The sequence below is a fragment of the Flavobacterium anhuiense genome (assembly GCF_900101855.1).
GTDB lineage: Bacteria > Bacteroidota > Bacteroidia > Flavobacteriales > Flavobacteriaceae > Flavobacterium > Flavobacterium anhuiense.
This window is the reverse complement of the sequence record NZ_FMVC01000005.1, coordinates 141,421-162,492: the sequence shown is the minus strand read 5'-3', so window position 1 is coordinate 162,492 and position 21,072 is coordinate 141,421. Positions and strand designations below refer to the sequence as shown.

The 21,072-nt window shown below is 35.3% G+C and carries 9 protein-coding genes; 1 reads left to right on the top strand and 8 read right to left on the bottom strand.

Features of this window, described 5'->3' with window-relative positions:
• The first annotated feature begins 9 nt into the window (after positions 1–9).
• Positions 10–3,324 carry a DUF5107 domain-containing protein gene (locus BLP44_RS14615; protein ID WP_091134017.1) on the top strand — a complete coding sequence of 1,105 codons (3,315 nt, stop codon included), beginning with the start codon at positions 10–12 and terminating at the stop codon, positions 3,322–3,324.
• Between the two features lie 169 nt (positions 3,325–3,493).
• On the opposite strand, the gene BLP44_RS14610 is transcribed toward BLP44_RS14615, so the two are convergent.
• From BLP44_RS14610 to BLP44_RS14575, 8 genes are all read right to left on the bottom strand, one after another.
• A complete protein-coding gene (locus BLP44_RS14610; protein ID WP_091134015.1) occupies positions 3,494–5,830 on the bottom strand; it encodes a glycoside hydrolase family 95 protein in 2,337 nt (778 codons plus the stop codon).
• 93 nt (positions 5,831–5,923) lie between these two features.
• Complete coding sequence (locus tag BLP44_RS14605) at positions 5,924–8,869, bottom strand: discoidin domain-containing protein (protein ID WP_091134013.1); 2,946 nt, start codon at positions 8,867–8,869, stop codon at positions 5,924–5,926.
• 193 nt (positions 8,870–9,062) lie between these two features.
• Complete coding sequence (locus tag BLP44_RS14600; protein WP_091134011.1) at positions 9,063–10,595, bottom strand: RagB/SusD family nutrient uptake outer membrane protein; 1,533 nt, start codon at positions 10,593–10,595, stop codon at positions 9,063–9,065.
• Positions 10,596–10,621: 26 nt separating this feature from the next.
• Positions 10,622–13,648 carry a SusC/RagA family TonB-linked outer membrane protein gene (locus tag BLP44_RS14595; protein ID WP_091134010.1) on the bottom strand — a complete coding sequence of 1,009 codons (3,027 nt, stop codon included), beginning with the start codon at positions 13,646–13,648 and terminating at the stop codon, positions 10,622–10,624.
• 542 nt (positions 13,649–14,190) lie between these two features.
• On the bottom strand, positions 14,191–15,783 hold the full coding sequence (locus tag BLP44_RS14590; RefSeq protein ID WP_091134008.1) for a solute:sodium symporter family transporter: 1,593 nt from the start codon (positions 15,781–15,783) through the stop codon (positions 14,191–14,193).
• Positions 15,784–15,786: 3 nt separating this feature from the next.
• A complete protein-coding gene (locus BLP44_RS14585; RefSeq protein ID WP_008469304.1) occupies positions 15,787–16,803 on the bottom strand; it encodes a GntR family transcriptional regulator in 1,017 nt (338 codons plus the stop codon).
• A 70-nt stretch (positions 16,804–16,873) separates the two neighbouring features.
• Positions 16,874–19,078, bottom strand: coding sequence for an alpha-galactosidase (locus BLP44_RS14580; protein ID WP_091134007.1), 2,205 nt, complete (start codon positions 19,076–19,078; stop codon positions 16,874–16,876).
• A gap of 19 nt (positions 19,079–19,097) precedes the next feature.
• Positions 19,098–21,068, bottom strand: coding sequence for a sialate O-acetylesterase (locus BLP44_RS14575; protein ID WP_091134006.1), 1,971 nt, complete (start codon positions 21,066–21,068; stop codon positions 19,098–19,100).
• Positions 21,069–21,072: the final 4 nt, after the last annotated feature.

Here is a 21,072-nt window from a genome sequence, read left to right as displayed (position 1 = left end):
CATTACATCATGCAAAAAGTAAATGTTTGGAAGGAAAAAATAATCCTGCCAACTTATGAGGTGGGCAAACCTGAAAAAAATCCTGTATTTATTGAAAAAAGAGTGTATCAGGGAAGTAACGGATCTGTATATCCTTATCCAGTTATTGAAAAAATTGCTGACGAAAAAACCAATAAAGAATATCAAGCCGTTTATCTTGAAAATGAGTTTGTTAAAATAATGATTTTACCAGAACTAGGCGGACGCGTTCATATGGCTTACGATAAAACCAAAGAACGTCATTTTGTGTATTACAATCAGGTTGTAAAACCTGCATTGGTCGGACTTACAGGTCCTTGGATTTCTGGTGGAATTGAGTTTAACTGGCCACAGCACCATAGACCAACCACTTTTGACCCTGTTGATTTTACTATAGAAGAACATGAAGACGGGAGCGCTACAATTTGGTGCAGCGAAGTAGAACGTATGTTTAGAACCAAAGGTATGGCCGGATTCCGGTTGTATCCAGATAAAGCTTATTTGGAAATTAGAGCCCAATTATACAACAGAACCTCATTTCCACAGACTTTTTTATGGTGGGCCAATCCTGCAGTTAAAGTAAATGACGATTATCAGTCAGTTTTTCCTCCAGATGTAAATGCTGTTTTTGATCATGGAAAGCGCGACGTTTCGTCTTTCCCAATTGCAAAAGGAACGTATTACAAAGTAGATTATTCGCCAGGAACTGATATTTCGCGTTATAAAAATATTCCCGTTCCAACATCATATATGGCGATTGCATCCAAATATAATTTTGTGGGAGGTTACGAAAATGATTCAAAAGGCGGATTGCTTCATGTTGCCAATCATCATGTTTCTCCTGGGAAAAAACAATGGACATGGGGACACGGCGACTTCGGTCGTGCTTGGGATCGTAATCTTACTGATGAAGATGGCCCTTATATCGAATTGATGTGCGGGGTTTATACCGACAATCAGCCTGATTTTACTTGGATTATGCCAGGCGAACAAAAAGAATTTACGCAATTTTTTATGCCCTATCGTGATTTAGGAGTTGTAAAAAATGCCACTAAAAACGCGATGGTTAATCTGGAAAGCATCGATAACAAATTAGTAATTAAAGCTTACACAACAGGAGTTTATCCAAAAACAACCGTCACTTTAAAAAACAATGATATTGTTTTGTTACAAAAACAATACGATGCTTCTCCCAAAAATTCATTTGAAGAAACTATCGATTTTGAGTACAATACCTCTTTAGAAGGTTTATCGATTTCTGTGACCGATGCAGATGATAAAGTTTTAGTTGACTGGATTTATGAAGGACAAAATGAAGATGAAATTCCAGAAGCCGCAAAACCTGCACTTGCTCCAGAAGATATCCAAAACAATGAACAGTTATTCCTGACTGCACAGCATTTGGAGCAATACAGACACGCTACTTACAGTCCGATTCCGTATTACGAAGAAGCCTTAAAACGTGATTCTGGCGATATTCGTTCTAATAATGCTATGGGATTATGGCTCATGCGAAGAGCAAAATTTACTGAAGCTGAACCCTATTTTAGAGCAGCCATAAAAACATTGACGCAGCGAAACCCAAATCCGTACGATGGTGAAGCTTACTTCAATTTGGGATTGTGTCTTAAATATCAGAACAAAAACAAAGAAGCATACGATGCTTTTTACAAATCAACTTGGAATGCAGCTTGGCAAAATCAAGGTTATTTTTATGTAGCACAACTTGATGCTTTAAATGGCGATTTTGAACTGGCTTTGGAACACATTCAAAAAGCTATTTCTAAAAATACCGAAGATCATAAAGCACTGCATTTGCAGGTAGCATTTCTTAGAAAATTAAATCAAAAAGAAAAAGCACTTCAACTTGCAGACCAATATTTACAGAACGACTTGTTTAATTTCGGATTGCTATATGAAAAGTATATTTTAAGTACCGATAAAAAAGATCTGGCGTATCTAAATGCATTAATCCGAGATAACATTCATACTTATATTGAATATGCTTTAGATTACAGCGCAACCGGTTTATATGAAGAAGCTGCATCATTATTAAATGAAGGTCTGAAAGATGAAAACACTTATCCAATGGCATGGTATTTTGCAGGTTCATTTTATGAAAAATTAAATGATTTCGGTCAAGCCGAAAAATGTTTCCAAAAGGCTTCTCAGGCAAAACCGGATTACTGTTTTCCAAACCAGATTGAAGCGGCTTTAGTTCTTTCAGAAGTTATCAAGAAACAGACGAATGACGCAAAAGCATTGTATTATTTAGGAAACTTTTGGTATGCTTCAAAATTCTATGATGATGCTATTTCCTGCTGGGAAAAATCGGTTGCTATAGACGATACGTTTCCAACTGTTCACCGTAACTTATCATTGGCTTATTACAATAAATTAAATGATGAGCAAAAAGCGCTTTCAAGTTTAGAAAAAGCATTTTCTCTGGATACGGAAGATTCCAGAATTTTAATGGAATTAGACCAATTGTACAAACGTTTGAACAGAGATTTGGTTTTCAGACTGGCTTTCTTAGAAAAACATTTAGAGTTGGTTATTCAAAGAGATGATGTGTATTTAGAAAGAGTGGCTTTGTACAATCTTTTAGGCAAACATAATAAAGCTTTGACTTTATTGCAAAACAGAAAATTCCATCCTTGGGAAGGTGGTGAAGGAAAAGTAAGCGGTCAATACGTGATTTCTTTGACCGAAATTGCTAAACAACAGATTTCTGAGGGCAATTATGATAAAGCAATCGAACTTTTAGAACAAGCTCAAATTTATCCAGAAAATTTAGGTGAAGGAAAACTGCCAGGCGCACAAGAAAACGATATTCATTATTGGCTTGGAGTTGCTTTCGAAAAGAAAAATAATTTAGAAGAAGCGAATAACTGGTGGCATAAAGCAACTCAAGGATTAGAAGAACCAACAGCAGCGATTTTTTATAATGACCAACAACCAGATAAAATTTTCTATCAGGGATTGGCTTTCTTAAAATTAAACAATATTCCAGAAGCCAATAAACGTTTCGAGAAGTTTGTTGCTTACGCAGAAAAACATGTAAACGATCATGTTACGATTGATTATTTTGCAGTTTCGCTTCCAGATCTTATGATTTGGGAAGATGACTTGGACAAGCGAAATAAAATTCACTGTCTATACATGAAAGGATTAGGTCTTTTAGGTCTTGATAAAAAAGTAGAAGCTGAGGAAACTTTTAACAGTGTTCTTTCTGAAGAGAAAAGCCATTCAGGAGTTACGATACATTTATCGTTATTAAAAAACGAAGAATCGGTTTCGGTTTAAGTTAGTAACTATTTTTAACAGCAGACCCGACAGGTTTTTAAAACCTGTCGGGTCTTGCTTTTCTTATTCCTACAAGGTTTTCAAAATCTTGTAGATATTATATTTTAAATCGAGATAAAAAAGGTAAACCTACGAGGTTTTTAAAACCTTGCAGGATTACTACTCGAACTTATAATTTAGAAGAAGTGATTTCTTTTAATTCTCCATTCACTTTTACTTTTACTTTAGCTGGCATTGCAGACTTAATTTCATACTCAATTACTTTACCATTTTTCCATTTCATGTTTATGGTAAAATTGCCTTCCGCCTTAAGTCCTTTTACTTCACCTTCTTTTAGCCAAGCATCGGGCATTGCAGGCAATAATTCGACAAATCCAGCATGGCTTTGTATCAACATTTCGCCAATTCCGGCTGCGGCACCAAAATTACCATCGATTTGGAATGGCGGCCCAGCAGAAAATAAATTTGGATACACTCCTCCTCCTGCTCCATAATTAATATTCGTTGCTAAAGTTGGTCTCAAAATCGTTTTTAATAATTTATAAGCTCGGTTACCCTCTTTTAAACGAGACCAAAAAAGCATTTTATAAGCTATTGACCAACTTGGACCATCGTCTCCGCGAACCTCGAGTGTTTTTTTAGCCGCTTCGGCAAGTTCTGGCGTGCTTTCTGGGGTAATTAAAGGCGCTGGATATAATCCGTATAAATGAGAAACATGACGATGTTGTGGGTCTGGTTCTTTATACGGTTTTAGCCATTCCTGAATTCTTCCGTCAGGAGAAACAACCCCTGGAGGAGGCAGTAATTTAAGTCGTTTTTCAAGTTCTGATTTTAAAGTATTATCCAATCCTAATTTGGTAGAAGCTGCAATTACATTATTGAACAATTCACGAACAATTTGGTTATCAATTGTTGGTCCCATACAAACATGTGCGTCCTGACCATTTGGCAAGAAAAATGAATTTTCAGGAGAAACTGACGGTGAAGTTACCAGCCATCCTGTTTCTGGATCTTTTACCAGCATGCTGTTGTAAAACTGCGCTGCGCCTTTTATGATTGGATAAATTTCAGCTAAATAAGCCTGATCATTCGTGTATAAATAATGATTCCATAGATTGTTGCAAAGCCAGCCCGAACCTGCTTTTGCAATTCCCCAAGAGGCGCTTTCTCCTGGTTCTGTAAATCCCCAGATATTCGTAATAACGTGTGCTACCCAACCATCAGCATTGTAATAGGCTTTGGCTGTTTTTTCGCCGTAAGGCACCATTTCTTTAACTAAATCTTTTAAAGGCAGATTCAATTCAGATAAATTTCCTGTTTCTAATGCCCAATGATTCATCTGAACATTTACGTCAAGATGATAATCGCCATTCCACGGAGTTTGAACCTGATGCGCCCATAAACCTTGCAAATTTGGAGGAAGCAAACCCACTCTTGTACTGCTGATACTCAAATAACGTCCGTATTGATAAAATAAAACAGGAAGTGCGGTATCTGAATCAGGATATTTCATAAAAGCATCCAAACGTTCGTTTGTTGGCGATGCATTTTTAGTTGATTTTCCAAAATTCAGCGCTACACGATTGAATAACTTTTGGTAGTTTTCAATATGTTTTTTCTTCTGATCCTGATACTTTTTCTGCAAAGCAGCATCCAAAGTTTTATCTACAACAGTTTCAAAATTCTGATTTTTAAAATCTGTTCCTGCAGAAACATAAAGCACGACCTCTGTTGCGTTTTTTACTTCAATTGTATTGTTAGTATATAAAACACTTCCGTCTGCTGTTTTGGCTTTTACCTTGGCTTTATATTTCATTCCTTTTCCGTCAATTCCGTTATTTAACTGACCTGTCATGACTAAGGAATTGTCACTGTTTACAGTTTTAAAATGTTCCGATCTGTCTAACTTAACGGTAAAATTAAGTTTTCCTTTTTTGCTTGAAGTCAATTTTACAAAAAGGACATCATCACCAAAACCAGCAAAATATTCTCGTTTATAAATTACACCGTCAATAGTAAATTGAGTTGATGCAAGTGCAGTTTGGATGTTTAAATTTCTACTATAATTTATAGCTTTTGATTTGGTTTTATAATCAAACTTTAAGGTCATATCTCCCAAAACCTGATAACATCCAAATTGTACATTTGCTCCGTCCCCGCTCCCTGAACCTGGGCCTGTACAAACAAAATTTTGATTAATGAGCTGTTCGGCTTCGCTATTTTTATTAGCCAATAACAATTCTCTTATTTGAGGTAAAAAAGTATAAGCTTTATAATTATTAGCATCTTGTGGAGATCCGCTCCATAAAGTAATATCATTTAGAACTAACTTTTCGGTTTCAATTCCGCCATCGGGCATAATGCCTAACCTTCCGTTTCCTAGAGGCAAAGTTTCTTCCCATTGAGATGCGGGTTTAGTGTACCATAATTCGAGCTGATTGTTTTGTGAAAAGCTCAGAAATGGCAATAGTATAAGAAGAAAACGTTTGATTATTTTGATATGCATATTTATTGTTTTGATTATTTCTAAAACCTTAAGGGGCTTACTTTATAATAGTACCTAACAGGTTTTGGAAACCTGTTAGGATATAAAACTCTCTTATTTATTATAAGGAATCGCTTTTACAACGGGTTTTTCTCCATTTTTTAAAGCTGTTTCATCAAATTCTATTGTGACTTCTTTGCTTTCTCCTTTTAACAAAGTAAAATAACTGTCGCTTACGATTGCCGGTAGTATTTGAGTTCCCGATTTTTCGTTTAATGCCTGAATCTGAATTCCAAAAGCTATTCCCGACGGACTTGAAACTTTTGACTTTATAATGTATTTCCCGTTTTGCTTTAAGACTTTGCTGGAAACATTTACATTGGCTTTTGACAGTTTATTCAGTTCTGTAAAATCTTTCATATTGGTGCCTCTCCAATAAAAATTCTCACTGATTAATTTATCTGAGGCATCTTTTAGTTTTAATCGAATAAAATGCACAGGACTTAAATCGGAAGTATCAACATGGGTTTCGGCTCCAAAAATTTTGAAATCGTATAATGAATATCCCCAGCCTGAACCACGTTTTATTCCTAACATTCGAACGTAACGGCCCTTTGTTTCATCAAATGAAATAGTTTGAAGACCTTGTTTTCCGTCTTTAATCACGCCTACATCTGTCCAGTTTTTGGCGTCAGAACTAATTTGGATTTTGTATTCTTTTCCAAAAGCATTTTCCCAGTTTAAAACCACTCGATTCACAATATACTCTTTTTCAAGATCTACATAAATCCACTCATTATCTGTCGAATTACTTGCCCAGCGCGTATTTGAATCTCCATCTGCAACATCTCTTGTATTTCCTCCATCAGTAGAGGATGCGGTAACATTTTTTTGAAAAGCCAAATCTTTCTGATTGGAATAAAACGGAATTACAAAACTTTCTACAGCTGTATTAGAATAAGAATCAACCACAGCATTTTGCTTATACTTTCCTACCGTTTTTCCATCTAAATTATAGACAACGGCTTCGGCTTTCAGATTTTTAAAATCAGTTCCTGTTGTATTGATTACTTTAACTGAATTGTCTACAGGACTCCACTGAATGTGCACAGGCTCGCATGCCGATTTTACACCCCAATACGCTCCCGTTAAATCATAATAGTAATCGTAAGTTTGCCAAACCATACTTGGGTATGAAGATTGACTCATCCAGATCATAATTCCCGAAGCATCTTCCCACATATGATCCAGCCATCCTTCGTACATGGCTTTGTTGGTTTCTATGTTTAACAGCTGTGCTTTTCTAGTATATTCTTCCAGATTATTTGGTTTGCCGTAACGTTCTGTGATGCTTTTATCATAATTATCTGGAGCTGCATTAAATGCTTTTTGACCAAAGAAATGTTTGTCCCACATATCGTTTCTTGGCCACCAGTCTTTTTCTGGAATAAACTTTTTAAAACTTTCGATATTAGGAAAAACGGCTGTACCAATTTCAGATCTTAATCCCCAGCTTGGACCGTCGCCTGTTCCCGCATAAGGTTCTGGATATTTTGTAAAATAAAACCTCGGATCTTTATTGCCCCAAAGTCCGCTACCGCTTAAGTTTCCTGTATTCGAACATGGCTGATAATATCTATCGTTGTTATCAAATGTTTTTATATTTTCGGCAATCCAGCCATTTAGTGGAGGCTGCGGAAGACCTTCATTATTTCCGCACCAAATTGCGATACTGGCGTGATTTCTAACACGTTTTATTTTCTCGATTACATTGCTGTTGAAAACATGAATATCCAATGGCAGATTCGGATTGGCGTTTAGCCAAAAATCATCCCAAACCATGATGCCGTATTTGTCACAAGCTTCGTAAAACTCTTCATCTGTTGTTGAACCTAACCAATTACGGATAATATTGTAATTCATTTCTTTGTGAAGCTTTACTTTTAGATCGTATTCTTCACCTCTGCAACGAAGCATATACTCGCTCATTCCCCAGTTTCCTCCTTTTAAGAAAACACGTTTTCCGTTGATGGCAATATGCAAAACGCCACCTTCTGTATCGTAAGTATATTTTTTAATTCCGAAAGTTATTTTTTGATTATCAGAAACTACATTTCCAACTTTAAAAGTAAATTGGCAAGTATATAAATTAGGATCGCCGTAACCATTGGGCCACCAAAGTTTCGGGTTTTGAATGGAAAGTTCCGGAAACTGTTCTTTTGTCAGTTTTACACTTGTAATTCCGTCAGCATCCAAATTTATTTTTTTAGAAAAGGTTATGTTCCCTGGCATTATCACTCCAGTTAGAACTCCTTCTTGATTTTGTGAAGAGGTGTTTTTCAAATCTACTTTTACTTCCAAATCTGCGCGTGCATTGGTTGGTAGATTGGTATGAATCCATGGATCTGCAATGGTGACTTTATCGGTATTGGTTAAAAAGACATCGTCTGTAATTCCAGAATTTAATCCTGGCACATAAGGCATCCAATCCCATCCTGCGCTAGAAATGTAAGTTGGGCTTCCGTAGTTATTTAGCGGCTGTTTTGGGATGCTCACTAAAATGTTTAAGACATTTTTTGCTTTACGGTTTATAAGCTTTGTAATATCAAATTTGCCGCGTTGCATCATTCCGCTTAAAACTGCTATTTTTTTTCCGTTAAGGTAAATTTCTCCTTCACGGTTTATACCTTCAAAATTTAGCCAGATGATTTCTTTGGTGAAATTTTCCGGAATGGCAAATTCAGAACGATACCAAAAACTGCGATCGTATTTTGATTTATCGACCTGATATATATTGTCTCCAAAATTAGGGTCTTTTTCTAATCCGCTTACTACATAAGAATTAAAGATTGTACCTGGAACAACTGCTTTTACCCAATCGCTATCGGAATAATTTGGAGCAAACATTTTAAGGCTGTCTTTTCCTATTTCTGCTTGTGGTTTTACCTTCCAAACAATATCAGAAGAGTTTAGGCTTACTTTATTCTGAGCGTAAAAATTGAACGAAATGGCATTTAAAACAAATAAATAGAGATAAACCTGATAAGTATAAAATTTCATACTGTTATTTGAATGATTAAAAATTGTTGAATTATAAGAAATAAGAATGCCATTTTGGAATAAGCTTTTTCGAACAGAAGAACTCAGTACTGTTACTACCTATACCCAAAATGGCATTACAAATCAAAACTGTGGCATTAACCGAACCACATGAACCAAAAAAATAAAAATTACTATTGATTTTTTTTAGATACTAATAGCCCGGATTTTGATCCTCTGGGCCAATCTCATCGTTAAGCTTAATCTCTCCAATTGGAATAGGATAACGGTTATGAAATGCTGCAATGGTACCGTTTTGTTTTGCCCATTTGTTGCGAGCGCCTACCAATTCTACCAATTTTCCTGTACGAATAAGATCCATTCTTCTCCATCCTTCAAAAGCCAATTCGCGCATACGCTCATCTAGAATCTGATCTCTAAACTGCGTTTGAGAAAGTCCGCTCCAAGCCATTCCTGCTGGCAATGTTCCTCCAAAAGCTCTGGTTCGAACCTGATTCACATAACTTTCGGCTTCTGTTGTGCTTCCTAATTCATTTAAACATTCTGCGTAGTTAAGCAATACATCAGAATATCTGATATAGGCTTTATTTTTACCAGAATTCCAAAATGATTGTTTTCCATCTACACGAATATCTTCGTATTTTTTAATGTGTGGATCTAGCTCATCACCACCAAAACCTGCAGGAAGTGTTGGCGTAACTCCCTTATAAGTAAAATCATAACGGATACTGGCAGCTTTACGTGTGTCACCAGCTTCCCATAATCCTCCAGCCGTTTTGTCTTTATAGCAATATTGAGTAGGAAGAATAAGATCGTAACCTCCAAAATAGGCATATTGATCCATATTGGCTAAAACTCTTGAACCTGTCTGCCATTGTATCTGGTTGTTATCTGGCCAATTGTTGTTATACTGCCATTCGTATAAAGATTCTGAAGAATTAGCATGATCAGGATTAAAAACATCTGCGTAATTAGGCAGCAAGCTATATTTTCCAGATTTAATAACTTCTTCAAACCATTTTTTTGCTTTGTTATAATCACGGTATCCTGATGCTTCTGGCGCATATAGATATACTTTTCCTAAAAGCGCCTGAGCTACTCCTTTTGCAGGAAATGCAGGATTGCTTTGTGTTACAGGAAGTTTCTCTACTGCTCTTTCCAAATCGGCAACTATATAAGAGTAAACCAAATCTAAAGGCTGACGCTTTAAACCAAACTCTGCCGATTTTGCTTTATCATTAATCGGTATTTCTCCCCAGTATTGTGTAAGTTCAAACATTAATGTTGCTCTTAAAAAACTAGCTTCACCCATTAAAAGATCGCGTTTTGCACTATCATCTTCGGTATTAATTCCTAATGCTCTGATAGACTGAGCTGCAACTTCGATCACTGGCCATCTGTCATTCCATAATTGTCCAATTGCCTGATTTTCCTGACTTAGGAAACCATTGTACAAATCTAGCCCCGCTTGGTTTGCATCTCCAGTCACCTGCAAAGCTCCTTGTTGCGCCTCGTCTGTACCAAGAGAAGTATAAAGTCCTGCACGGTCTTTTTGCATATTTCTCCAATTTGTTATAGCTCCCAAAAGAACAGGTTCTATTTTTCCTAAACTGCCGTATGCTTGTTCAGCAGTAAGAGAACTTTTTGGTTCTTGATCTAAAAAATCTGAAGAACAGGAAGCGGATAATATTGTTAGGGCCATAAAGGCTATAATTTTTGTTTTCATAAAAATAATTTTTAGAATTAATTTGATTAAAGAGATACATTTAATCCCATAACTATTGCTCTAGAAATCGGATAAGAATCTCCTCCCTCAGGGTCATAACCTTTGTATTTAGTTATAATAAATAGATTCGATCCCGTTACATAAAACCTGCAATTTTTAAGAAAAACACTTTCTGCAACTCTGTCTTGTAATGTATAAGATAATGTAAGCGCATTTAATCTAAGGAATGAAGCATCTTGTATCGCCTTATCTGTTTCGCCTAAAGTATATCTTCCTCCTCCATAATAAGCTCTTGGCACATCTGTATTGGTGTTTGTTGGAGTCCAACGATCCAAAAGATCTGTATGTGCTGCACTCATTCCTCCAGAGTTCATATAGCTTTCATAAGTGCCACTTGGTCTCTTACCTCCTATTGAATACGCAAATACTGCATTTAATCCAAAACCTTTATAATTAAGATCAGTAGAAAAACCACCATAGTAATCAGGATTCAAATCGCCAACCACATATCTGTCTTGATCGTTTATTACACCATCTCCATTGCGGTCTTTAATTTTAATGTCTCCAGCCTGAACAGTTCGGCTTCCATAATTTACTTTAGTAAGATCTTCTCCTTGCTGTGCTATCCCATCATATTGAAACACATAAACCGTATTTACTGATTTTCCTAAGAAAAAGTTCCCAGTACGCTGGATTTCATTGTTGCTATAACCACCTAAATTGTAAATCTCTGTAGCATCTCCGTAAAGTTTTGTAACCTTATTTTTTGCGGATGATATGTTGGCAGAAACATTCCATTTAAAATCTTTGTTTTTAATAATGTCACCGCTAAGTTCTAATTCAAATCCTTCATTAGTGGTAGCACCAATATTGTCTAACTTATATTTATATCCTGATGAAACTGGCATGTTACGCAACATCAAAAGATCATCATTATTGATGTGGAAATAGTTAGCACTTGCAGTCAATCTGTTTTGGAAAAAACCAGCGTCTAATCCAATATTAAATTGTTTTTGTTTTTCCCATCTTAAATCAAAATTATCGATGTAATTATCAGACACGTAAGTTCCAGAATTATTGCTCACTTGCGCATTGTATAATGCAAAGTATCTGTAAGCATCTACATTCTGATTTCCTACCATACCATAACCTACACGAAACTTAAGTTGGCTTAATTTTTCAAATCCTGAAAGGAAATTTTCTCTAGAAATATCCCAGCTTCCCGCTATAGAAGGAAAAGTTCCCCATTTGTTATTAGGTCCAAATTTAGAAGAACCATCTCTTCTTATTGTACCTGTAATATTGTACTTCCCATCAAAAGTATAGTTAGCTCTTGCAAAATACGATTGGTTTGTATAATCTGTAAAATTCGATCCTAACTGTGCATTGTCTTTTTGATAAGCCCCAGATAATGCCATGTATGTCAAGTCATCACTCACAAATCCGCGAGCTCTTACATCTGTAGTATTACCCGAATTGCTTAGTACAGAAAATCCTCCCATTATACTTACGTCATGCTTTGCAGCAAAAACTTTACTATAACTTACAGTATTATCCCATTGATAATTTAATTGTGAATATCTATAATGGTGCGCCTCGCCATTCATAGAATTTCTAAGTGATTGTCCAGTGTAGCTTGGCACATAATCAAAATTTGCCTGATCTATAACATCCACAGAAAGATTCGTTCTGATATCAAGTCCTTTTACTGGTTTTGCGCTTAAAAAATTACTGCTTGTAAGTCTATTGCGCGTACTTGTATTTATGATGTCAAGACTTTTTATTGGATTGTAAAGATTTTGATCAAATACTTCACCATATCTCAAATAAGTAGCTTTTGGGTCTATAGGCAATAATGGATTTGCTCCCAATGCCACACCAAAGGCACTTCCTTCTTGGTAATTGCTCTGACTTCTTGAAAAGGTCGTATTGGTACCAAACTGCAACCAAGATTTTAAATCCTGTGTAAGGTTAATTTTTCCATTATATCTTTTAAAATCAGAATTTTTAAGAAGCCCTTCCTGATCAACATAATTAAAACTTACAAAATAAGTTCCTTTTTCTCCTCCTCCGCTAAAGCTTAAATTATGATTGGTTTGAAAGCCTGAACGCGTTACCTGATCTAGCCAATTGTAGCTTTTACCAGTTCTGTAAGATTCCAATTCATAAGGTGCAAATACAGTCGAACCATCTGACTTAATTTGATTAATATAAGCAACACGATCAGCACCAGGATTCTCATCCATATAACGATTTGCATAAGCGTCAACTCTTAAATCAAATAACTGCTGGCCATTCATCAAAGGAATAGTTCTTGCAAATTCAGATACACCAGTCCATGTGTCATACTGTATTTTTGCTTCTCCTGATCTTGAACCTTTTTTTGTTGTGATTACGATTACTCCATTTGCAGCTCTTGAACCATACAATGCAGTAGCAGAAGCATCTTTAAGCACTTCCATACTCGCAATATCATCAGGATTTATGTTTTCAAAATTACTATCTGTAATCAAACCATCAATTACAAATATTGGGTTACCGCCAAAGTTGAGAGAATTATTCCCTCTAATTCTTATTGACCCTGTTTGGCCAGGCACTGCACTTTGCTGCACGTAGACCCCTGACGCGCGCCCTTGAAGCGCCTGCACTACGTTTGGAGTAGGAACCTCTCTAAGCTTATCTCCAGAAACACTGCTTACGGCACCTGTTAGATCTCCCTTTTTTATAGCAGCTCCAACTATTACCACTTCTGTCAGTTCCTGAGTGCTTGGAGTCAAAGAGACATTAATTTCAGACTTGTTTGCAATTGCAGTTTGCTTATCAAATCCGATAAAACTAAACTCAAGCGTGGAACCAGATTTTACATTTAATAATTTGTAACTACCATCAATGTCTGTTACTGTTGAATTCTGAGTACCTTTAACCTGAATAGTTGCCCCTGGTAAAGGTAAATTTTGTTCATCCTTAACTTTACCAGTTATGGTTTGGGAGTAAAGTGTGCCGGCATACAACATAACTACTAAGAAGCATAAGTATCTTATTGCAATTCTCATAATAATTTGGTTTTTAGTTAATAAATTAGTTAGTTAGTTTTTTGTTCTTTATTGAGCATTTAAAATACGAGAAAACGAATTGACTTATACTATACTATACTACAACATTACAAACATACAAATATTTTCATTACATCCAAATTTATGTTTTAAGAATTTGCTATTTTTTTTATTGATTTATTTCGGCTTTGCCACAAATACGGCACCTAAAAAAGGAAAAAGAAAATAAAGGATATGATAATTTAAAGAAATGTCAGACAAAAAAGAAGAAAGGCTCAATTAAAACCAAGGAAAAAAGTGTACAAAATTAAAGAACTCATTCTCAAGATATTTATCCTTTAAAAGACATGCAAAATGTGTCTTTTTAATAAAAAACTTTTCAATATATGTCTATTAATTAGACCTAACAGGTTTTAAAAAACTGTTAGGTTTAACCTAAAACATAAAAAAAGACGCACTGAAGTGCGCCTCTACATAAATCTTTGAACCTCTGAACCTTTGCACCTAAACCTTAGAACCTCAGCATCTCAGCACCTTAAAACCTAAGCTATTCCCCATTTAGAGAATAAAGTAAAAATGCTTATCATGCCAATAATCAATAAAGCAAAATACCAATAACGATTTTTCCAAGGCGATAATTCTACTGTTTCTAATTTGATTTCGGTGTATTGATACGCAGGATAATACCTAGATACCAATAGCATACAGAATGAAGTCAGAATAAACAAAAGAGCCAGCATGTGCAGATAATGCAATTTAATGTCCAATACATAATTGAAAATAATATAGCTCAAAATGAAAAAAATCATACCTATTTTTGCTGCTTGAGGTGGTACTTTTTTAAATACAAAACCAATCAGTATAATAGTAAAAATGGGCACACAAAACATACCGCCTAATTGCTGCAAGTAAGTGTAAAAACCAGCTTTACTAAAAATGATAAATGGTGCCGAAAACATAGCCAGAGCTGAAACAATAATTTCAAATTTACGTCCCGTGTAAACCAAATGTTTCTCTGTCGCTTCTTTGTTTCTTTTCTCTAACCATGGCTTGTAAAGATTAAGAACAAATAAAGTACTGCTGCTGTTAAGTCCTGCATTAAAAGTGCTTATTGCTGCTCCTAGAACAACAGCTGCCGTTAGACCAATCATGATTCCAGGCATGGTATCCTTGATGACAAGCGGAAAAACTTCTGCTGTATTTTCTAAATTTTTATAAAGATGTGTTCCAACCAATCCAGGAATATTGATAATAAAAGGACACAAGAGCTTTCCTAAGCAAGCTAGCCCCATACCTTTCTGGCTATGGGATAAACTTTTTGCCGAAAGTGCCTGCTGTACAATAAATTGTTCCATTCCCCAATAATACAGATTCATGATAAACATACCTGTAAAAATGGTGCTGAGCGGAATTTCATCATGAGGACCACCAATTGCATTTAAATGCTCTTTATTTTCTGACAGCAGAATATGAAGTCCTTTGAACCAATCTCCGTTTCCTAAGAATTTAAATCCAAAATAAGGAAATGCAATACCAATAGTCAGCAAACCGACACTCAAAACAGTATCGCTGATCGATATGGCTCGCAAACCGCCCAAAACTGAATAAGCGCAACCTGTAAGACCTATTAGCCAAACCATTACCCAGATATTCTGCCAATAACTAAATCCAAATGGAGACAAGAAATTAAACATTCCAGTCAGCGCTACTGCTCCACCATATAATACGGCTGGAAGTAAATTAACAATATAACTGCAAAGAAATATAATCGATACGAGTCTTTTAGTCGATTGATCGTAACGCTTTCCGAGATAATCGGGAATTGTCATTGCTCCAGTTCGAAAATAAATTGGAAGAAAAAACTCAGCAACCAAAAGCATCGCCAGCACAGAACTTACGCCCCATGCTATCACGCTCATGTTATTGGTGTAAATAGATTCGTTTTCACCTATAAACTGATTAGCACTTATATTACTGAGCAGTAAAGCACCTCCGACTATAAAAAAATTATTGTTATGGTCTGCAAAAAAAAGTCCGCTTGTTGTCTGTACCTTTTTTTTTCGCGTTTTTATTGCTGAAATAACGGCAACTAAACCCGTAATCAGTAGGAAACTAACAATCGATAAAACATTCATAAATTACAGCGAATTTCTATCGATAAGAACTGTTGGAATGATTTCCTGCGTTTTTTTTCTGTTCAGCACAAAATCGGCTGCTCTTCTTCCCATTTCAGAGAAATCTGTAGAAAATGTAGTTACTCCGTCAAAAATGATCTCTTTTACAATATCATCGTTATGCGAAATAAAACCAATGTCTTTACCAATCTTCAATCCTTTAATTTTAGAATCTTTCAGCATTTCCCAAAGTTCCAAATTGTGAATGGTAAAATATACTTTTCCTTTTTCCAGAGAGCCAGCTGTATATTCTTCTTTTATAACTCCCTTGATATCATAATCTTTCATAAATCTTTTAAAAGAATTTAAGATTTCATTAGGTTCTGCAGACGATGGCTTGAAGAAGAAAACAAGTTCATCGTACTTTTTAATTTTATCTTTAAGCTGCACAAAAGCGTTGTAAGACGAATCTCCAAACTCTTGTGCAACATAATTGTAATCTTCATCCGTTTCTATAAAACGGTCTACCAACAGCACTCTGTTTGTAGGCAATTGTTTTAAGACAGCAGGTGTTTTTTTATTCGGAATCGGAGCGATAACAAACATTCCGTATTTTCCTTTTATGCTTTGAACTATATTTTCGAACGTATCAAAATTGTTATGATGAAAGAAAATATCCAATTGCACATTTTTGCCCAGTCCTTTTCTAAAATTCTCGTAAAACATTTCCTGAAAAATATCAAAAGCAAATATCAGCAATGCCACTTTTAACTCCTGCTTTACATCATTGGTAGCTACAAAATACCCCAATCGGTTTTTCGATTCGATAATTCCTCTGTGCACCAATTCTTTATAAGCTTTTGCAATGGTTTCTCTCGCAAAACCCAATTCGCTAATAAAAGTATTTACAGAAGGAAGTAAATCGCCTTTTACGACTACCTTTTCATCAATGGCATTAATTATTCCCTGAACCAATTGCTCATGCTTAGATAAGGAATTTATAGATTCAAGATTTTTGATCTGCTGAATAATTTGCTTCATAAATCGTTTTAATAAGTATTTATTTAGAAAATATTGTATTACAAATATATACTAATGTTTGAAATTTAGTTTAGGCCTTAGTAATTTTTAAAACAACACTACTGTTTGATGCTGTAACATTCGGATTAATCCCAACTTGCATTAAAAAATCGCCCGAATATACAGCAGTTTCTACCACTGGTTTTTTATCTGGATACACGTTAATTTCTTCTACTTTATAGTTTTGTCCAGCCTGCAATCCTTTTAGTTTAATTGGAAGATGAGTTCCTGCTTCATATCTAGAGTTAACAGAATAGCTGAAAACCACAGCTTCATTACCATTTTTATTGACAAACATTACAGAAGCAGCATCATTATCCCACGGATTCTGCAGACGATATTGGTCTCCCTGCCAGATGGTATTGCTTAATTCGTTATAGTTTTTTATTGCTTTTTGAGTGAAAGCCAAATCCTTTTCATTTAAATCTTTTACCACAATATCAAAACCTAATTTTCCCATCATAGCAACATCTGTACGGTATTTTAGAGGTTGTTTTCCCCAGTCTGTAACGTGTGCCGCAATAGTAAGCGCTGGATAAAAATACGAGTATTCCCATTGCATGTAAACACGCTCTAAAGGATCTGTGTTGTCACTTGGCCAGAATTCTGTAAAGTATTTCAAAGCACCATAATCTACTCTTCCTCCACCGCCAGAACAAAGCATCATTGGCACTTTTGGATATTTTACGCGTATACGTTCCAGCACTTTGTACAATCCGTTTACATAATCGGTGTAGAAATTATTCTGTTTGTCTTTCAAATAATTAGAATAAGCATTATAAATCACAGCATTACAATCCCATTTAATATAAGCCAATTCTGGATTTTCAGTAAAAAGATTATCTACCACTCCATAAACAAAATCCTGAACTTTTGGATTTGCCAAATCTAAAACCAATTGATTACGGAAATAATGTTCTGCTCTTCCTGGCTGTTTGATAACCCAATCAGGATGTTTTTTATACAAATCACTTGCAGGATTTACCATTTCAGGCTCAATCCAAATTCCGAATTTCACTTGATTGTCTTTGGCCGTTTTTACTAAAGTTCCAATTCCGTTTGGCAATTTCTTTTTATTGACATCCCAATCTCCCAAAGCTGCATCATCATTGTTACGAGGATACGTATTTCCGAACCAGCCATCGTCCAATAAGAACATATCAACGCCTAGTTTTTTACTATCGGCAATTAAAACTTTAAGTTTTTCTTCATCAAAATTAAAATATGTTGCTTCCCAGTTGTTTAATAAGGTCAAACGATCTTCTTTTCCGTCTAAGATTTTGTAACTTCTTGACCAATCGTGCAGATTACGGCTTGCAGTTCCTTTTCCTTTTGATGATAAAGTGTACCAAAATTTAGGAGTAGTAAATACTTCGCTTTTAGCTAATTTATAAGCTGCCGCCGCATTATTGATTCCGGAAATAACACGAAGATTATTTAGTGGATCTAATTCTAAATCGGTTCTAAAGTTACCTGACCATTCTAAACCTGCAAATAAAACTTTCCCTTCATCTTCAGTAGCTGGTTTATCTAAAGAAACCATAAAAACAGAAGGCTGAAACAAATTGCTGCGAGAACCTAATTTCGTATCTAAAGTTTTGATTCCGTGAGTAATTTTAGTTTCTTCTGGCTGCATTTCTTTTGCCCAGTCTCCATGATATTGATTCAAATAAAAGTTTTTGTATCCTTTCAAATATAAATTAGCCGATGCATATTTATTTAAAGTGATGCTTCCTTTTTCATTGTGCTGAATGGTTGTCCATTGCTCAATAACATCAGTATCATAATAAGATTGAATAAACAAATGAACCTCAACTGGATAAACAGGATCTTTTAATGTAATTTCGGTTTGAGAAACTCCTGTACTTACCGCATTCGTTTTGTGACTTACATATAGCAAATCCAAAGAAGTGTTTCCGTCAGCATGTGTTACTGTAATTGCAGGTTCTAATAAATTTTTTGATCCAGAAGCAGTGTAAGCCGCATTATAAATTCCTGAATAATCCGTTCCTTGACGAAACTGACTTTGTATTTTAGCATAATCCGAGTCGTTTGCCAGTTTTTCTCCTAAATAAATAGTGTTTACTTCTTTTCCAGGTGTTACTTGTAAAACTAATGCGTTAGTTTTTGTTTTTACAGCGATAATCTGTTGTGCGGTAACTGTAGTGCAATAACTCGTGAGAATAAAAAATGCTATCGCAAAAGACTGCCTTAAATTGATACTTTGTTTTTTCATTTTATTATATGTTATTTTTTTATTTTTTTCCTTCTGTAATTCCTTTCCAATTATCGGTTCTAAATGATGATGCTGGCAATCCTGATGCATTGGTTAAGTTTCCGTCTGGATTGTCTGCCCAATTGTATCTTACAGCCACAGGATTTGGAACTTCCTGAGCATAAACCACTACTTTTCCATCCACTATTTTTGCTTCTGCCCAATAAAACTTCTGGTCGGATCCCGCAATTGAAAATCCTTTCAGAATATTGTCTTTAGCTTTAATACCGGTATTAAAATCAAAATCTAGAATAATGCTCTTATGCTCAATTTTATATGATTTATAAAGAGGTCCCGAATAATCAATTTTGGTATTATAGACTTTCGCTAAAGCAATATTCGCCAAGCGCCCTCCTACATCTTGTTTATTTTTTGGATGAATGTCTTCTCCATCACCAATATCGGTTGTAACAGCCATTCCTGTATTGGGAACTTTTAAGGTTAGGAATTGTGCTTCTCTCAATTCTGCCCAATCTGAATCTCCTGGCTGTTTTTTCTTCTCTTTATAATTAGCCAATTGCACAAAGAAAAAAGGAAGATTTTTGTCTTTAAATTTATCTCGCCAGTCGTTTATCAAGAGTGGCATTAACTTTTGATATTGATGCGCTCTTTCGGCATTACTCTCGCCTTGATACCAGATTACTCCTTTTATTTTATAATCTAATAAAGGCGCTATCATGGCATTGTATATGGCACTTGGTCGGTTTTGTCCTTGTGCCAAATACGGTTTTCCAGGTAAATCTTTACTGTCGACACCAATAACATATTTCCAATCTCCGGTCAATGAAATAGTCTCTTTATCCGATTTTAAAGCGATATTTTCATCGCCATAAATACCTCCATTTCCTGCTCCGTCAAAAACTCTTATTGTTATTAGGTTTTCGCCTTTCTTCAAATATTTGGCTGGAATAGTATAATGGCGTTCTACATTATAACCTCTGGTTTCTCCAATATAATTCCCATTAAACCAAATTATATCGTCATCATCAGCGAAATAATTCAGAGTAAAATCTTTACTAGTATCTGAAATATTTATTTTTTTTCTAAACCAGACTACACCATCAAAATTCCCTAATCCGTTGCTGTCAAAAAAAGAAGGCATTTTCATTGTTTTCCATGAAGTATCATCAAAATTCGGTGCTGCCCAAATCACTTTTCCTGTCTCAAATCCTTCATCTGCACCTCTCACTTTCATTTCCCAATCTCCCATGTCAGCATTATATTTTTGTAATAATGCGGCAGCATTGGTTTCAGATTTCATCGCTTCAATCTGAACATCAAAATCATGAATGGTATTTAAGGCTCCAGAACTTGTCCAAGCTTCAATTAATGTTCCGCCCCAAGAAGAATGAATTAATCCAATAGGAATCTTTTTTTCTTTATAAATTTTTCTAGCAAAAAAATAAGCTGTCGCACTAAAATCGGCAATAGTTTTAGAACTGCAGACATTCCAGCCATCGTGTTGCACTTTTAGTGTATTTAGAGGTAAAGTGCTTTCGATATGTTCGGCTTGTAATAATCGTATTTGAGGATAATCGGCATTTGCAATTTCTTCTTTATAATTATCGATTTTTCCCCAGCCTTCCAAAGGCATTTCCATATTACTTTGTCCGGAACATAGCCAAACTTCACCAATTAAAATATTTTGAAGTGTTTTTAAATCTCCGTCATTTATCGCAATAGTATAAGGACCACCATAAACTGTAGTTTTTAAAACTACATTCCATTTACCGTTTACCACATTGGCTTTATAAGTCTTTTTATCCCAAGAAGTTGTAACAGATACTGATTGTTTATCGCTTTCTCCCCAAAACGGAACAGTGCTTTTTTGCTGCAAAACCATATTATCTGTAAAGAAAGATGGTAATAAAACCGTTGCGTTAATTACATTTGAGGAAAGAATAAATAAGGTAAATACTAAAGCCGTTTTCTTAAAAAAATGTTTTCTCATAATT